At 53.5% G+C, this 15,416-nt stretch carries 13 protein-coding genes; 7 read left to right on the top strand and 6 right to left on the bottom strand.

Annotated features, from left to right (window positions below):
* Nucleotides 1-7: 7 nt before the first annotated feature.
* Nucleotides 8-667: a bifunctional tRNA pseudouridine(32) synthase/23S rRNA pseudouridine(746) synthase RluA gene (gene rluA / locus D9742_RS02660; protein ID WP_000525176.1), complete on the top strand. Its 660-nt coding sequence runs from the start codon at nt 8-10 to the stop codon at nt 665-667.
* 117 nt (nt 668-784) lie between these two features.
* Here the strand turns inward: rluA and djlA are convergent, their stop codons facing one another.
* On the bottom strand, nt 785-1,600 hold the full coding sequence (djlA, locus tag D9742_RS02655) for a co-chaperone DjlA (RefSeq protein WP_001200573.1): 816 nt from the start codon (nt 1,598-1,600) through the stop codon (nt 785-787).
* 254 nt (nt 1,601-1,854) lie between these two features.
* Between djlA and lptD the strand changes: the two genes are divergently transcribed.
* From lptD to apaH, 6 genes are read left to right on the top strand one after another with little or no spacing between them, the layout of a single operon-like run.
* Nucleotides 1,855-4,212: an LPS assembly protein LptD gene (gene lptD / locus D9742_RS02650; RefSeq protein ID WP_130235904.1), complete on the top strand. Its 2,358-nt coding sequence runs from the start codon at nt 1,855-1,857 to the stop codon at nt 4,210-4,212.
* Nucleotides 4,213-4,264: 52 nt separating this feature from the next.
* A complete protein-coding gene (surA, locus tag D9742_RS02645; protein WP_105289210.1) occupies nt 4,265-5,551 on the top strand; it encodes a peptidylprolyl isomerase SurA in 1,287 nt (428 codons plus the stop codon).
* The gene (pdxA, locus tag D9742_RS02640) at nt 5,551-6,540 is read left to right on the top strand and encodes a 4-hydroxythreonine-4-phosphate dehydrogenase PdxA (RefSeq protein ID WP_130235903.1); all 990 of its coding nucleotides are present in this window, start codon (nt 5,551-5,553) and stop codon (nt 6,538-6,540) included. Before surA ends, pdxA begins: the two co-directional genes overlap by 1 nt.
* Nucleotides 6,537-7,358, top strand: a complete 822-nt coding sequence (gene rsmA, locus D9742_RS02635; protein ID WP_130204875.1) for a 16S rRNA (adenine(1518)-N(6)/adenine(1519)-N(6))-dimethyltransferase RsmA — start codon at nt 6,537-6,539, stop codon at nt 7,356-7,358. Before pdxA ends, rsmA begins: the two co-directional genes overlap by 4 nt.
* Before the next feature lie 2 nt (nt 7,359-7,360).
* A complete protein-coding gene (apaG, locus tag D9742_RS02630) occupies nt 7,361-7,738 on the top strand; it encodes a Co2+/Mg2+ efflux protein ApaG (RefSeq protein ID WP_130235902.1) in 378 nt (125 codons plus the stop codon).
* Between the two features lie 5 nt (nt 7,739-7,743).
* Nucleotides 7,744-8,586 (top strand): bis(5'-nucleosyl)-tetraphosphatase (symmetrical) ApaH, encoded by an 843-nt coding sequence (gene apaH / locus D9742_RS02625; RefSeq protein WP_130235901.1) that lies wholly within the window; start codon nt 7,744-7,746, stop codon nt 8,584-8,586.
* A 77-nt stretch (nt 8,587-8,663) separates the two neighbouring features.
* Here apaH and folA read toward each other — a convergent pair whose 3' ends face one another.
* From folA to carB, 5 genes are all read right to left on the bottom strand, one after another.
* Complete coding sequence (gene folA / locus D9742_RS02620) at nt 8,664-9,143, bottom strand: type 3 dihydrofolate reductase (protein ID WP_130204869.1); 480 nt, start codon at nt 9,141-9,143, stop codon at nt 8,664-8,666.
* A 190-nt stretch (nt 9,144-9,333) separates the two neighbouring features.
* Nucleotides 9,334-11,196 carry a glutathione-regulated potassium-efflux system protein KefC gene (kefC, locus tag D9742_RS02615; RefSeq protein WP_130235900.1) on the bottom strand — a complete coding sequence of 621 codons (1,863 nt, stop codon included), beginning with the start codon at nt 11,194-11,196 and terminating at the stop codon, nt 9,334-9,336.
* Complete coding sequence (gene kefF, locus D9742_RS02610) at nt 11,189-11,719, bottom strand: glutathione-regulated potassium-efflux system oxidoreductase KefF (protein WP_130235899.1); 531 nt, start codon at nt 11,717-11,719, stop codon at nt 11,189-11,191. The genes kefC and kefF overlap by 8 nt, the downstream gene beginning before the upstream one ends.
* 106 nt (nt 11,720-11,825) lie before the next feature.
* Entirely contained in the window at nt 11,826-12,059 is a 234-nt protein-coding gene (locus D9742_RS02605) for a YgdI/YgdR family lipoprotein (RefSeq protein ID WP_130235898.1), read from the bottom strand.
* Between the two features lie 127 nt (nt 12,060-12,186).
* On the bottom strand, nt 12,187-15,411 hold the full coding sequence (carB, locus tag D9742_RS02600; RefSeq protein ID WP_130235897.1) for a carbamoyl-phosphate synthase large subunit: 3,225 nt from the start codon (nt 15,409-15,411) through the stop codon (nt 12,187-12,189).
* Between the last annotated feature and the right edge of the window lie 5 nt (nt 15,412-15,416).

Here is a 15,416-nt window from a genome sequence, read left to right as displayed (position 1 = left end):
GCCGAAGATGGGGATGGAAAACTACAATCCACCGCAGGAACCCTGGCTGGTTATCCTGTATCAGGATGATCACATTATGGTGGTCAACAAGCCGAGCGGTTTGTTGTCTGTGCCGGGTCGTCTGGAAGAGCACAAAGACAGCGTGATGACGCGCATTCAGCGTGATTATCCGCAGGCAGAATCGGTGCATCGTCTGGATATGGCTACCAGCGGGGTGATTGTAGTGGCGCTGACCAAAGCCGCGGAGCGGGAGTTAAAACGCCAGTTCCGCGAGCGCGAGCCGAAAAAGCAGTATGTGGCCCGCGTTTGGGGGCATCCATCCCCTGCGGAAGGTCTGGTGGATCTACCACTGATTTGCGACTGGCCAAACCGCCCGAAACAGAAAGTCTGTTACGAAACGGGTAAGCCTGCGCAGACGGAATATGAAGTGGTGGAGTATGCGGCGGATAACACGGCAAGAGTAGTGTTAAAACCGATTACCGGGCGTTCGCATCAGCTACGCGTGCATATGCTGGCGCTGGGTCATCCGATTCTTGGCGATCGTTTTTATGCTTCACCAGAAGCGAGAGCGATGGCACCGCGTTTGTTGCTGCATGCCGAGATGCTGACGATTACCCATCCGGCGTATGGCAATAGTATGACGTTTAAGGCGCCAGCGGATTTTTAATAGTCACGCTGGCGAAGTTCGGTTGGCCGGAGAAGGCGTTCACGCCGCATCCGGCAATTTTGCGCCGATTACCTGATGCGACGCGGGCCGCATCTTATCAGGCCTACAGTTTGAAACTTATTTAAATCCTTTCTGCTGCTTAATCAGCTCATACGCCTGCTGAATTTCCTGCGCTTTTTGCTTCGCCATCTCCATCATTTCTGGCGGCAGACCTTTCGCCACCAGCTTATCCGGATGGTGTTCACTCATCAGCTTACGATAGGCACGTTTAATGGTGGTCGCATCATCCGTTGGCTTCACGCCCAGCACATTACAGGCATCTTCCAGGGTTGGACCACGCTGCGCTTGCTGCCAGTTACCACCGCCAGATTGCTGCTGATAACCGCCGCCAAACTGTGCACCGCCCTGCATCATGCGCAAAAACTGGTCAAACTGGGCGCGGGAGATCCCTAATTCTTCAGCAATGACATACAGCACTGCTCGTTCATTCGGGTGCAGTGAACCATCAGCAAACGCCGCCTGAATCTGGATCTCCAGAAACATACGAATTAAATCAAAACGACCGAAGCAGACGCTGCGGAACTGACGCATCTTTTCGCGCAGTGGGTAATTGTCTGATTTTCCCACCCGGAACGCATTTTGCGCCGCAGTACGGGAAGCACCATGAAGATTCATTCGGTCCATCAGCTGGCTGGCGATATGAATATCAGCCTCGGTAACGCGACCTTTGGATTTGGTTAAATGCCCCATCACTTCAAAAGTGGTGGCAAAAAACAGCGCCTGACGCTCGCGCTGGTTGGCGAACCACGCCATTTTGCGGCTACGGGCTTTATCAAACATATGGCCAATTAACAGGCCTAACACTACGCCCCAAAAGCCGCCGCCCATCAGTAAGGCCACGGCCACGCCAATGATTTTTCCCCAATACTGCATATATTCCCCAAATGGACTAACGGAAACCAGCGCTATCTCCCACAATATAAAGGTGCTTTTACCGTTTTCCGGCTGCGGTCAATTGTGGGACATCGCCTATAATTTGCATTATCATACCTGTCATTCAATGCCGTGCCTAACACCACAGACGCTATTCGGACAGGATTAACACTAGCGTAGAGATGACGAGTACGTTAGTCTCTGACCGTTTGTCACGCGCAACGTTACCGATGATGGAACAATAAAATCAACGTATGAAAAAACGTATCCCCACTCTCCTGGCCACCATGATTGCCACCGCCCTTTATAGTCAACAGGGACTGGCAGCCGACCTCGCCTCACAGTGCATGTTGGGCGTGCCAAGCTATGACCGTCCTCTGGTACAGGGCGATACCAATGACTTACCCGTGACGATTAATGCTGACCATGCAAAGGGGAACTACCCCGATGACGCCGTGTTTAGCGGCAGCGTGGATATCATGCAGGGTAACAGCCGTCTGCAGGCCGATGAAGTACAGCTTCATCAGAAAGAGGCGCCAGGACAACCGGAGCCGATACGTACCGTTGATGCGCTCGGTAATGTCCATTACGACGATAACCAGGTGATCCTCAAAGGGCCAAAAGGCTGGACGAATCTGAACACCAAAGACACCAACGTCTGGGAAGGTGATTATCAGATGGTGGGACGTCAGGGGCGTGGTAAAGCAGACCTGATGAAACAGCGTGGCGAAAACCGCTACACCATTCTGGATAACGGTACTTTTACCTCCTGTCTGCCGGGTTCTGATACCTGGAGCGTGGTGGGTAGCGAAATTATTCATGACCGCGAAGAACAAGTCGCAGAGATCTGGAACGCCCGTTTTAAAGTGGGTCCGGTTCCGATCTTTTACAGCCCCTATTTACAGTTGCCGGTGGGTGACAAACGCCGTTCTGGTTTCTTGATCCCGAACGCCAAGTACACCACCACCAACTACTTTGAGTTCTACCTGCCGTATTACTGGAACATCGCGCCAAATATGGATGCCACCATCACGCCGCATTATATGCATCGTCGTGGCAACATTATGTGGGAAAACGAATTCCGTTATCTCACCCAGGCAGGCGCCGGCTTGATGGAACTGGACTATCTGCCTTCGGATAAAGTCTATGAAGATGAACATCCAGAAGATAGCAATTCACGCCGTTGGTTGTTCTACTGGCAACACTCCGGAGTGATGGATCAGGTTTGGCGCTTTAACATCGACTACACCAAAGTCAGCGACCCGACCTATTTCAATGATTTTGATAATAAATATGGTTCCAGTACCGATGGTTACGCCACGCAAAAATTCAGCGTGGGCTATGCGGTGCAGAACTTTGACGCCACGCTTTCGACGAAACAATTCCAGGTTTTTGATGATACCAGTGGCAACAGCTATGCCGCTGAACCGCAGTTAGACGTCAACTACTACCATAACGATCTCGGCCCGTTTGATACCCGTGTTTATGGTCAGGCAGTGCATTTTGTTAATACAAACAGCAATATGCCGGAGGCTACTCGCGTTCATCTGGAGCCGACGATCAACCTGCCGTTATCTAACACCTGGGGCAGTCTCAATACCGAAGCGAAGCTGCTGGCTACCCATTATCAGCAGACCAATCTCGACTGGTATAACAGCAACCCACAAAACAATAAGTTGGCAGATTCTGTTAACCGCGTAATGCCGCAATTTAAGGTTGACGGCAAAATGGTCTTCGAACGTGATATGGAAATGCTGGCGCCGGGTTACACCCAGACGCTGGAGCCACGCGCGCAATACCTGTATGTGCCGTATCGCGATCAGAGCGACATCTATAATTACGACTCCTCCTTGCTGCAATCCGACTACTCGGGCCTGTTCCGGGACCGGACTTATGGCGGTCTTGACCGTATTGCTTCCGCGAACCAGGTCACGACCGGTATCACAACTCGCGTATATGATGATGCAGCCGTTGAACGTTTTAATATTTCCGTTGGTCAAATCTACTATTTCACGGAGTCTCGCACCGGCGATGACAACATAACATGGGAGAATGACGACAAAACGGGCTCACTGGTATGGGCAGGCGATACCTACTGGCGCATCTCCGAACGCTGGGGATTGCGTGGCGGCATTCAGTACGATACTCGTCTGGATAACGTAGCCACCAGTAACACCAGCATTGAATACCGCCGGGATGAAGACCGTCTGGTTCAGCTGAACTACCGCTACGCCAGCCCGGAATATATTCAGGCTACGCTACCTAAATACTATTCTACTGCCGAGCAGTATAAGAATGGTATTTCGCAGGTGGGTGCAGTCGCTAGCTGGCCAATCGCCGATCGTTGGTCGATTGTCGGGGCGTACTACTACGACACCAACGCGAACAAGCAAGCCGACTCAATGTTAGGTGTGCAATACAGCTCCTGCTGCTATGCGATCCGCGTCGGTTATGAGCGTAAGCTGAACGGTTGGGATAACGATAAACAACATGCGATATATGACAACGCAATCGGCTTTAACATCGAACTTCGCGGCCTGAGTTCCAACTACGGTCTGGGTACGCAAGAGATGCTGCGTTCGAACATTCTGCCGTATCAAAACTCTTTGTGATTTGTTGATTTACCACGTAATCCGCAGTGCGGTTAATTGAAATGGAAAAAGTATGAAGAACTGGAAAACGCTGCTTCTCGGTATCGCCATGATTGCGAATACCAGTTTCGCTGCCCCCCAGGTAGTCGATAAAGTCGCAGCCGTCGTCAATAACGGCGTCGTGCTGGAAAGCGACGTTGATGGATTAATGCAGTCGGTAAAAATGAACGCTGCCCAGGCAAGGCAGCAACTTCCTGATGACGCTACGCTGCGCCACCAAATCATGGAACGTTTGATCATGGATCAAATCCTCCTGCAGATGGGGCAGAAAATGGGGGTTAAAATCTCCGATGAGCAGCTTGATCAGGCGATTGCCAACATTGCCAAACAGAACAACATGACGCTGGATCAGATGCGCAGCCGTCTGGCTTACGATGGTCTGAACTACAACACCTATCGTAATCAGATCCGCAAAGAGATGATTATCTCGGAAGTGCGCAACAACGAAGTGCGTCGTCGCATCACTATCCTGCCACAGGAAGTTGAAGCTCTGGCGCAGCAAGTTGGTAATCAAAATGATGCCAGCACTGAACTGAACTTAAGCCACATCCTGATCCCGCTGCCGGAAAACCCGTCTTCTGAACAGGTGAATGAGGCGGAAACTCAGGCGCGTGCCATTGTTGACCAGGCGCGTAACGGTGCAGACTTCGGCAAACTGGCTATCGCTCACTCTGCCGACCAGCAGGCGCTGAACGGCGGCCAGATGGGCTGGGGGCGCATTCAGGAACTGCCGGGGATCTTCGCCCAGGCATTAAGCACCGCGAAGAAAGGCGACATTGTTGGCCCAATTCGTTCCGGCGTTGGCTTCCACATTCTGAAAGTTAACGACCTGCGCGGCGAAAGCAAAAATATCTCGGTGACCGAAGTTCATGCTCGCCATATTCTGCTGAAGCCGTCGCCGATCATGACTGACGAACAAGCCCGCGTGAAACTGGAACAAATTGCTGCGGATATCAAGAGCGGGAAAACCACGTTTGCTGCGGCAGCGAAAGAGTTCTCTCAGGATCCTGGCTCTGCAAATCAGGGCGGCGATCTCGGTTGGGCTACGCCAGATATTTTCGATCCAGCCTTCCGTGATGCGTTGACCCGCATGAATAAAGGTCAAATGAGCGCACCGGTTCACTCTTCATTCGGCTGGCATTTAATCGAACTGCTGGACACCCGTAATGTCGATAAAACCGATGCGGCGCAAAAAGATCGTGCATACCGCATGCTGATGAACCGTAAGTTCTCGGAAGAAGCAGCAAGCTGGATGCAGGAACAACGCGCCAGCGCTTATGTGAAAATTTTGAGCAACTAATGGTTAAACCCCAACGTGTTGTGATCACTCCCGGCGAACCCGCCGGGATTGGCCCGGACTTAGTTGTCCAGCTTGCACAGCGAGAGTGGCCACTAGAACTGGTTGTTTGTGCCGATGCCACTCTCCTTACCGACCGGGCAGCAATGCTCGGTTTACCGCTCACCCTCCGCCCTTACTCCCCCGACTCCCCTGCGCAACCGCAATCTGCGGGAACGCTGACGCTACTTCCCATTGCACTACGCGCACCCGTCACTGCGGGACAATTAGCAGTGGAGAATGGGCATTATGTGGTGGAGACGCTGGCGCGCGCGTGCGACGGTTGCCTGAAAGGTGAATTCGCCGCGCTGATTACCGGGCCTGTGCATAAAGGCGTCATTAACGACGCTGGCATCCCGTTTACCGGACATACCGAGTTTTTCGAAGAGCGTTCGCAGGCGAAAAAAGTGGTGATGATGCTGGCGACCGAAGAACTTCGCGTGGCGCTGGCAACAACGCATTTACCGCTGCGCGATATTGCTGACGCCATCACCCCTGAGCTTCTGCACGAAGTGATTGCTATTTTGCATCACGATCTGCGTAGCAAATTTGGTATTGCCGAACCGCGCATTCTGGTCTGTGGCCTGAATCCGCACGCGGGCGAAGGCGGTCATATGGGCACGGAAGAGATAGACACCATCATTCCCGTTCTCGACGAACTGCGGACGCAGGGGATGAAACTCAACGGGCCGTTGCCGGCAGATACCCTGTTTCAGCCGAAATATCTCGACAACGCCGACGCCGTGCTGGCGATGTACCACGATCAGGGTCTTCCCGTGCTAAAATACCAGGGCTTCGGGCGCGGTGTGAACATTACGCTGGGCCTGCCCTTTATTCGCACATCAGTGGACCACGGCACCGCGCTTGAACTGGCGGGACGTGGCAAAGCCGATGTCGGCAGTTTTATTACGGCGCTTAATCTCGCCATCAAAATGATTGTTAATACCCAATGAATAATCGAGTCCACCAGGGCCATTTAGCCCGTAAACGCTTCGGGCAAAACTTTCTCAACGATCAGTTCGTGATCGACAGTATTGTTTCTGCCATTAACCCGCAAAAGGGCCAGGCAATGGTCGAAATCGGCCCCGGTCTGGCAGCTTTAACCGAACCGGTTGGCGAACGACTGGACCAGCTGACAGTCATCGAACTTGACCGTGATCTGGCAGCGCGCCTGCAAACGCATCCGTTCTTAGGCCCGAAACTGACTATTTATCAGCAGGATGCGATGACCTTCAACTTCGGTGAACTGGCAGAGAAAATGGGCCAGCCGCTGCGTGTTTTCGGCAACCTGCCGTATAACATCTCCACGCCGTTGATGTTCCATCTGTTTAGCTATACTGATGCCATTGCCGACATGCACTTCATGTTGCAAAAAGAGGTGGTGAATCGTCTGGTTGCAGGACCGAACAGCAAGGCGTATGGTCGATTAAGCGTCATGGCGCAATACTATTGCAACGTGATCCCGGTGCTGGAAGTGCCGCCATCAGCCTTTACACCACCACCCAAAGTGGATTCCGCCGTCGTACGTCTGGTTCCGCACACGACGATGCCTTATCCGGTTAAAGATATTCGCGTGCTGAGTCGTATCACCACAGAAGCCTTTAACCAGCGTCGTAAAACCATTCGTAACAGCCTCGGCAACCTGTTTAGCGCCGATGTGTTAACGGGAATGGGCATCGACCCGGCGATGCGAGCGGAAAATATCTCTGTCGCGCAATATTGTCAGATGGCTAACTATCTGGCGGAGAACGCGCCTTTGCAGGAGAGTTAACAATGATCAATTCGCCCCGAGTGTGTATTCAGGTTCAAAGCGTCTACATTGAGGCACAATCTTCACCTGATAATGAACGTTACGTTTTTTCTTATACCGTAACCATACGCAATCTGGGGCGAGCGCCAGTGCAGTTGTTGGGGCGTTACTGGCTGATCACTAACGGCAATGGCCGTGAAACAGAAGTCCAGGGCGAAGGTGTCGTTGGCGTTCAACCGCATATCGCCCCTGGCGAAGAGTACCAGTACACCAGCGGTGCAATCATTGAAACGCCGCTGGGCACCATGCAGGGTCATTACGAAATGATCGATGAAAACGGCGTCCCATTCAGTATCGACATTCCCGTATTCCGACTCGCCGTTCCCACACTCATTCATTAAAAAATATGGCAACATACCTTATTGGCGATATTCATGGCTGTTACGATGAACTTATCGCATTGCTGCATAAAGTAGAATTTACCCCTGGGAAAGATACCCTCTGGCTGACGGGCGATCTGGTTGCGCGTGGGCCTGGTTCGCTTGATGTTCTGCGCTATGTGAAATCCCTAGGCGACAGCGTACGTCTGGTGCTGGGCAATCACGATCTGCATCTGCTGGCAGTATTTTCAGGCATAAGCCGCAACAAACCCAAAGATCGCCTTACGCCGCTGCTGGAAGCGCCTGATGCCGACGAACTACTTAACTGGCTACGTCGTCAGCCTTTGTTGCAAATCGATGAAGAGAAAAAGCTGGTTATGGCCCACGCGGGGATCACGCCGCAGTGGGACTTACCGACCGCGAAAGAGTGCGCACGAGACGTAGAAGCGGTACTGTCAAGCGACTCTTACCCCTTCTTCCTCGATGCCATGTACGGCGATATGCCGAACAACTGGTCACCCGATTTGCGTGGTCTGGCGCGATTGCGTTTTATCACCAATGCCTTTACCCGTATGCGCTTTTGCTTTCCAAACGGCCAACTGGATATGTACAGCAAAGAATCGCCGGAAGAAGCCCCTGCCCCGCTGAAACCGTGGTTTGCCATTCCGGGACCAGTCAGTGAGGATTACAGTATTGTCTTTGGCCACTGGGCATCGCTGGAAGGCAAAGGCACGCCAGAAGGCATTTATGCGCTGGATACAGGTTGTTGCTGGGGTGGGTCATTAACCTGCCTGCGCTGGGAAGATAAACAGTATTTTGTCCAGCCGTCGAACAGACATAAGGATATGGGCGAAGCGGCGGCGTCTTAAACACAGCCTGATACAGGAAGGCCGGATAAGACGCGACCGGCGTCGCATCCGGCACTAGCCGTAAATTCTATACAAACTTACCGCCGCTCCAGAATCTCAAAGCAATAGCTATGAGAGTTCTGCGCATCAGCGTCGTGGAACTCGCTGAACACCGATTCCCAGTCATCCGGCTCGTAATCCGGGAAATGGGTGTCGCCTTCCACTTCCGCGTCGATATGCGTCAGATACAGTTTTTGCGCTTTCGGCAGGAACTGCTCATAAACGCGACCGCCGCCAATCACCATAATTTCTGGTACATCACCACACGCCGCGATGGCTTCATCCACCGATTTAACCCACGTTACGCGATCGTCCGTACCCGGTTGACTGCTGATGACAATATTCTTGCGTCCAGGTAGCGGGCGGCCAATGGATTCCCAGGTATGGCGGCCCATAATCACAGGTTTATTTAAGGTGTTGCGTTTAAACCAGGCGAGATCGGCAGGCAGATTCCACGGCATGGCGTTTTCCATGCCTATAACGCGATCTACCGCTAGCGCCGCAATCAAACTGATCATTGAAATTTCCCGATAAAAAAAATTGTCGTCACTATACGTAAAGCGTAAACCTTCGTCGACTGGCGAGAGGATGATGTTGAGGAAAATTTTTATTTTGCTGGCGAGTCCATAATCTGTTCATGGACTCGCAGCATTACAATGAAATAAAAACAAATAGTTAGCTGTAAAGCGTGATTTACGTCACTCTTTATCAGGATAAGGGTTTCGTTTCCGGTTCATCCGCCATATTACCGGTATGTTTCCCTTCTTCGGTTCCCTGCCAGCCATGCCGTTGAATTAATGACAGATGTTCGCGATCCTCGGTGATGATTTCGCTCAACATCGCACTGGTGCGTTTGTAAACAGCCGCGCGGGCTTTAGCATCGTTTTCGCCCATCGCCATCTCTTCCACCATCTGAATATTAAAGCGGCGGAAAACATCAGCACGCTCCCGCGCTTCATATGGCCCCAGCCCTAAACTTTCCAGCGCCAGACGCCCGGTTTTCAGCGCACCTTCAAAGGTTTCACGCTCCGGCTTTTCAACGCCTGCCTGACGCAAACGGATGTAGTGGTCGACATCGCGGGCGCGGGCAATAATCTGCAAATGCGGGAAATGTTCTTTCACCATCTCCGTCAGTTGCAGGTTGGTTTGCGGATCATCAATAGCGTTAATCAGCACTTCCGCTTTCGCCGCTCCGGCAGATTCCAGTAAATCCATCCGCGTGGCATCGCCGTAAAACACTTTCATGCCGAATTTACGCAAGGTTTCGATATGGTCCGGGTCGTGATCGAGCACCACCATTTTCACCCCGCTGGAGAGCAGTAAACGTCCGGTGATCTGCCCAAAACGCCCGAATCCGGCAATGATTACCCGCGGCTGTTCTTCGTCAATCTCATCGGCTTCACGCGCCTCTTCAGTGCTGGATTGCTCAAGACGATTGAGGATCACCAGCAGAATCGGCGTAGCCGCCATCGACAGCGCCACCGCCAGGGTCAGCGATTTCGCCCACTCCGGCTCCAGCACATTCGCCATCTGCGCCGCACCAAATACTACAAAGGCGAACTCACTGCCCTGCCCTAACAACACCGCAAACCAGCGACGCTGTTTATTTGGCACCTGCAACGGTCGGGCAATCAGCCACAGCATGGCGATTTTGATGATGAGGAAACCGAGCAGCAAAATGACAATGCGCAATGGGTTTTCAATCAGCGTGCCAAAGTCTATCGACATGCCAACACCGATGAAAAACAGCCCCAACAGCAAACCTTTAAACGGTTCGATATCGCTTTCCAGCGCATGACGGTATTCCGAGCTTGCCAGCAGTACACCCGCCAGAAACGCGCCCATCGCCATCGACAAGCCGACCTCTTCCAGCAGCAAACCAAAGCCAAACACGAGGAATAAAGCCACTGCACTGAACACTTCCCGCAAGCCAGAGCGGGCAACAAAACGCAGCGCCGGACGCGTGACATAGCGCCCCAGCAATACCACCAGCACCAACGCGCCTGCCACTTTTAATGCCGACAGGGCAAATGCGCCCAGCGTGGTCGAGGCACTGCTCGCCGCCAGTAGCGGGATCATCGCCACCAGCGGGATCGCAGCGATGTCCTGGAACAGCAGCACCGCAAAGGCGCTACGGCCCATTTGCGTCACCGTCAGGTTGCGCTCATTCATCGCCTGCATGGCAATCGCTGTTGAGGAAAGCGCCAGCGTCATGCCAATCAGCTCCGCTACCTGCCAGCGCAGCCCAAGTAACATGCAGAACAGCCCCAGCAGGCCGCCGCAAATCACCATCTGCAATGCGCCGCCGCCGAACACTGCCGCCCGCAGCTTCCACAGCCTTTGTGGATCGAGTTCGAGGCCGATAATAAACAGCATCAGCACCACCCCAATCTCGGCAAAGTGCAGAATAGATTCGGCATCGGTCACCAGTCGCAGCCCCCACGGGCCAATAATGCAGCCGGCGATCAGGTAGCCAAGTACCGATCCCAGACCAAGACGTACCGCAATGGGTACAATCAGCGCCGCCGATCCGAGGTAGATCAGCGCCTGAACCAGCGTATGACTATCCATGATGGGCCTCCTGCCATTCCAGCAGACGTTGCTTATAGTGGCGCGCCTGCCCTTCGAGGGTTTCGTCGTCACAAATAAAGGTGCAATGCATGGCAAACGGCGGCAGCCAGTTCAGCCCGCAGTAGATTGCCGTCGCCTGTAGCGGCTGCGACAGCACATCAAAGCCCGGATACGCGCCAATCTCAAAATGACTTTCCCCGCCGCCGGTCGTCACCGCCCACAGCAAATGTTTGCCATGCAGCGCCGTGCCGCCGTGACCGTAAGCCCAGCCGTGCGATAAAACTTTATCGATCCAAAGTTTAAGAAGCGGAGGAATACTGTACCACTGCATCGGGTGCTGCCAGACGATCAGATCGGCGCGAGACAGCGCCTCCTGCTCGGCAGCAATATCGATATTGAAGTCAGGATAGAGTTGATAAAGAGAGCGAATTTCGACGCCTTCCAGCGTCCTTGCCTGTTCAAGCATCCGTTTATTCGCATGGGAATGATGCGGATACGGATGCGCATAAATTATGAGGATCATAGTTATTAGCCCGCGTGTTTACGCCTTTGTTTTCCCACAAAGTGTAGTCATATATTCACGCGGCTTATAGTCAATAATATTGATCTAAAAAAAGCAGAAATCTGAATCAGTTGTCCAACTCACTCATATCCTTAACCCGATCGCGGTTGATCTGTTCAGTTTGCCCGGTTTGCGCATTTTTGTAAGAAACCAGCCCGGTATCGTCATCAACCTGCGGTTTACCATCGGTGACTATCGTTTGGCCATCGGTTGTTCTTACCGCCTGGTTTGAGGAGCAGCCAGCCATAGTGAACATTACCGCCGCGGCGAAGATTGATGTGATCAATACTTTATGTTGCATCGTCTTTTCCTCTGCTTTGCTGTAGTAAGCATTCAGTTTAGGTTAACTGCCTGAAAGCAAGTGAAAAAGCAGAAGGTTCTGAGGCGAGTTGCGCCCGGCAACAGCAATGTTACCGGGCGCGGAGGGGTTACTTCTTAATCTGTGCGTGCATTTCCTGTACCGAAGTTACTTTTTCGGTCGCATCGGCATTCAGCGCCATCGCGGTGGCAAATCCGCCGTTCAGAGTGGTGTCGTAATGCACTTTATATTGCAGCGCACTGCGACGGATCACGCGGGAGTCTTCAATCGCGCGACGACCTGAAGTGGTGTTGATGATGTAGGTATATTCGCCATTCTTGATGCGGTCCTGAATGTGCGGACGACCTTCATGCACCTTGTTTACCAGACGCGGATTGATACCCGCTTCGCCCAGCACAATCGCCGTGCCGTGGGTCGCATCCAGCTCGAAGCCCTGTTTCAGCAGTTTTGCCGCCAGGTCCACCACGCGTTCTTTATCGCCTTCGCGCACGGAAAGCAGCGCACGACCGTGTTTCTTCATGGTGGAGTTGCTGCCCAGCTGCGCTTTGGCAAACGCTTCAGCGAAGGTGCGGCCCACGCCCATGACTTCCCCGGTAGAGCGCATTTCTGGCCCTAACAGCGGGTCAACGCCCGGGAATTTATTGAACGGCAGCACCACTTCTTTCACCGAGTAGTACGGCGGGATAACTTCTTTGGTTACGCCCTGCTCAGCCAGCGATTTGCCAGCCATCACACGCGCCGCCACTTTTGCCAGCGGTACGCCGGTGGCTTTGGAGACGAACGGAACGGTACGCGCCGCACGCGGGTTAACTTCAATCAGGTAGACTTCGTTGTTTTTCACCGCAAACTGCACGTTCATCAGGCCGCGCACCTGCAATTCGAAGGCCAGTTTCTGCACCTGCTGGCGCATCACATCCTGAATTTCCTGACTTAAGGTGTACGCTGGCAGCGAACATGCGGAGTCACCGGAGTGCACGCCCGCCTGCTCGATGTGCTCCATGATGCCGCCAATCAGCACCATTTCGCCGTCGCAGATGGCATCCACGTCAACTTCTACTGCGTCATCAAGGAAATGATCCAGCAACACTGGCGCATCGTTAGACACGCTAACCGCCGTCTGGAAGTAGCGACGCAGGTCAGCTTCGTCATAGACGATTTCCATCGCCCGACCGCCGAGAACGTAAGACGGACGCACCACCAGCGGGTAGCCAATCTCTTTTGCCTTCTCAACTGCCATTTCAATAGCAGTAACGGTGGCGTTCGCCGGTTGTTTCAGTTTCAGACGGTCAACCGCATGCTGGAAGCGTTCACGGTCTTCCGCACGGTCGATAGCATCCGGGCTGGTGCCGATAACCGGTACGCCAGCGGCTTCCAGTGCACGCGCCAGTTTCAGCGGGGTCTGACCGCCGTACTGAACGATAACGCCTTTCGGCTTCTCAATACGCACGATTTCCAGCACATCTTCCAGAGTGACCGGCTCGAAGTAGAGGCGATCGGAAGTGTCGTAGTCGGTAGAGACGGTTTCCGGGTTACAGTTAACCATAATGGTTTCGTAACCGTCTTCACGCAGCGCCAGCGAGGCGTGTACGCAGCAGTAGTCGAATTCGATACCCTGACCGATACGGTTTGGACCGCCGCCAAGCACCATGATTTTTTCACGGTCGGTAGACGGATTCGCTTCGCACTCTTCTTCATAAGTGGAGTACATGTAAGCGGTGTCGGTGGCAAACTCTGCCGCACAGGTATCCACGCGCTTGTAGACCGGGTGCAGGTCATACTGGTCACGCAGCTTACGGATTTCCGCTTCGCGCACGCCCGCGAGTTTTGCCAGACGCGCATCGGCAAAGCCTTTACGTTTCAACTGGCGCAGGAAGTCAGCGTTCAGGCCAGTGATGCCCACTTCTGCGACTTTCTCTTCCAGACGCACCAGCTCTTCAATCTGCACCAGGAACCAGCGGTCAATGTTGGTCAGATTGAAGACGCCGTCCACAGACAGGCCCGCGCGGAAAGCATCGGCGATGTACCAGATACGCTCTGCGCCGGCGTCTTTCAGTTCGCGGCGGATTTTGGTCAGCGCTTCCGGGTCATCCAGGCTCACTTTCGGGTCGAAGCCAGTTGCGCCCACTTCCAGGCCGCGCAGCGCTTTTTGCAGGGATTCCTGCTGCGTGCGACCAATCGCCATCACTTCGCCAACCGATTTCATCTGAGTGGTCAGACGGTCGTTAGCACCGGCGAATTTTTCGAAGTTGAAGCGAGGAATTTTAGTAACCACATAGTCGATGGACGGCTCGAAGGAGGCCGGAGTACGCCCGCCAGTGATGTCGTTCATCAGTTCGTCGAGGGTGTAACCCACCGCCAGTTTCGCCGCCACTTTAGCAATCGGGAAACCGGTCGCTTTCGACGCCAGCGCCGAAGAACGGGACACGCGTGGGTTCATTTCGATAACAATCAGGCGACCGTTTTTCGGGTTCACCGCAAACTGGACGTTGGAACCACCGGTTTCAACGCCGATTTCACGCAGCACCGCCATCGAGGCGTTACGCATGATTTGATATTCTTTGTCGGTCAGCGTTTGGGCTGGCGCGACAGTGATGGAGTCACCGGTGTGGATGCCCATCGCATCGAAGTTTTCGATAGAGCAGACGATGATGCAGTTGTCGTTTTTATCACGCACCACTTCCATCTCGTACTCTTTCCAGCCGATCAGCGACTCATCAATCAGCAACTCTTTGGTCGGAGAGAGATCCAGACCGCGGGCGCAAATTTCTTCAAACTCTTCGCGGTTATAAGCGATACCGCCGCCGCTACCACCCATAGTAAAGGATGGGCGAATAATGCACGGGAAGCCCACGTCAGCGGCAACCGCCAGCGCTTCTTCCATCGTGTGTGCGATACCGGAACGCGCGGTTTCCAGACCAATTTTCTTCATCGCTACGTCGAAACGACGGCGGTCTTCTGCTTTATCAATCGCATCGGCAGTGGCACCAATCATGGTGACGCCGAACTCTTCCAACACGCCCTGACGTTCCAGCTCCAGCGCGCAGTTCAGCGCCGTCTGACCGCCCATAGTTGGCAGCACCGCGTCCGGGCGCTCTTTTTCAATAATCTTGCGTACCACTTCCCAGTGAATCGGCTCGATGTAGGTCGCATCGGCCATTTCCGGGTCGGTCATGATGGTCGCCGGGTTGGAGTTCACCAGAATGACGCGGTAACCCTCTTCGCGCAGGGCTTTACATGCTTGCGCGCCAGAGTAGTCAAACTCACACGCCTGACCGATAACAATCGGGCCCGCACCCAGAATCAGGATACTTTTTATATCTGTACGTTTTGGCATGGCTC

Origin of the sequence: Escherichia sp. E1V33 (genome assembly GCF_004211955.1) — a bacterium.
Lineage (GTDB): Bacteria > Pseudomonadota > Gammaproteobacteria > Enterobacterales > Enterobacteriaceae > Escherichia.
The sequence above is the reverse complement of the archived record's forward strand: the minus strand, read 5'-3'. Positions and strand labels throughout refer to the sequence as shown.

What these genes read in the sequence shown, in the direction of transcription:
- rluA (WP_000525176.1), top strand. Translation starts at nt 8, where the DNA reads ATGGGGATGGAAAACTACAATCCACCGCAGGAACCCTGGCTGGTTATC.
- djlA (WP_001200573.1), bottom strand. Translation starts at nt 1,600, where the DNA reads ATGCAGTATTGGGGAAAAATCATTGGCGTGGCCGTGGCCTTACTGATG.
- lptD (WP_130235904.1), top strand. Translation starts at nt 1,855, where the DNA reads ATGAAAAAACGTATCCCCACTCTCCTGGCCACCATGATTGCCACCGCC.
- surA (WP_105289210.1), top strand. Translation starts at nt 4,265, where the DNA reads ATGAAGAACTGGAAAACGCTGCTTCTCGGTATCGCCATGATTGCGAAT.
- pdxA (WP_130235903.1), top strand. Translation starts at nt 5,551, where the DNA reads ATGGTTAAACCCCAACGTGTTGTGATCACTCCCGGCGAACCCGCCGGG.
- rsmA (WP_130204875.1), top strand. Translation starts at nt 6,537, where the DNA reads ATGAATAATCGAGTCCACCAGGGCCATTTAGCCCGTAAACGCTTCGGG.
- apaG (WP_130235902.1), top strand. Translation starts at nt 7,361, where the DNA reads ATGATCAATTCGCCCCGAGTGTGTATTCAGGTTCAAAGCGTCTACATT.
- apaH (WP_130235901.1), top strand. Translation starts at nt 7,744, where the DNA reads ATGGCAACATACCTTATTGGCGATATTCATGGCTGTTACGATGAACTT.
- folA (WP_130204869.1), bottom strand. Translation starts at nt 9,143, where the DNA reads ATGATCAGTTTGATTGCGGCGCTAGCGGTAGATCGCGTTATAGGCATG.
- kefC (WP_130235900.1), bottom strand. Translation starts at nt 11,196, where the DNA reads ATGGATAGTCATACGCTGGTTCAGGCGCTGATCTACCTCGGATCGGCG.
- kefF (WP_130235899.1), bottom strand. Translation starts at nt 11,719, where the DNA reads ATGATCCTCATAATTTATGCGCATCCGTATCCGCATCATTCCCATGCG.
- D9742_RS02605 (WP_130235898.1), bottom strand. Translation starts at nt 12,059, where the DNA reads ATGCAACATAAAGTATTGATCACATCAATCTTCGCCGCGGCGGTAATG.
- carB (WP_130235897.1), bottom strand. Translation starts at nt 15,411, where the DNA reads ATGCCAAAACGTACAGATATAAAAAGTATCCTGATTCTGGGTGCGGGC.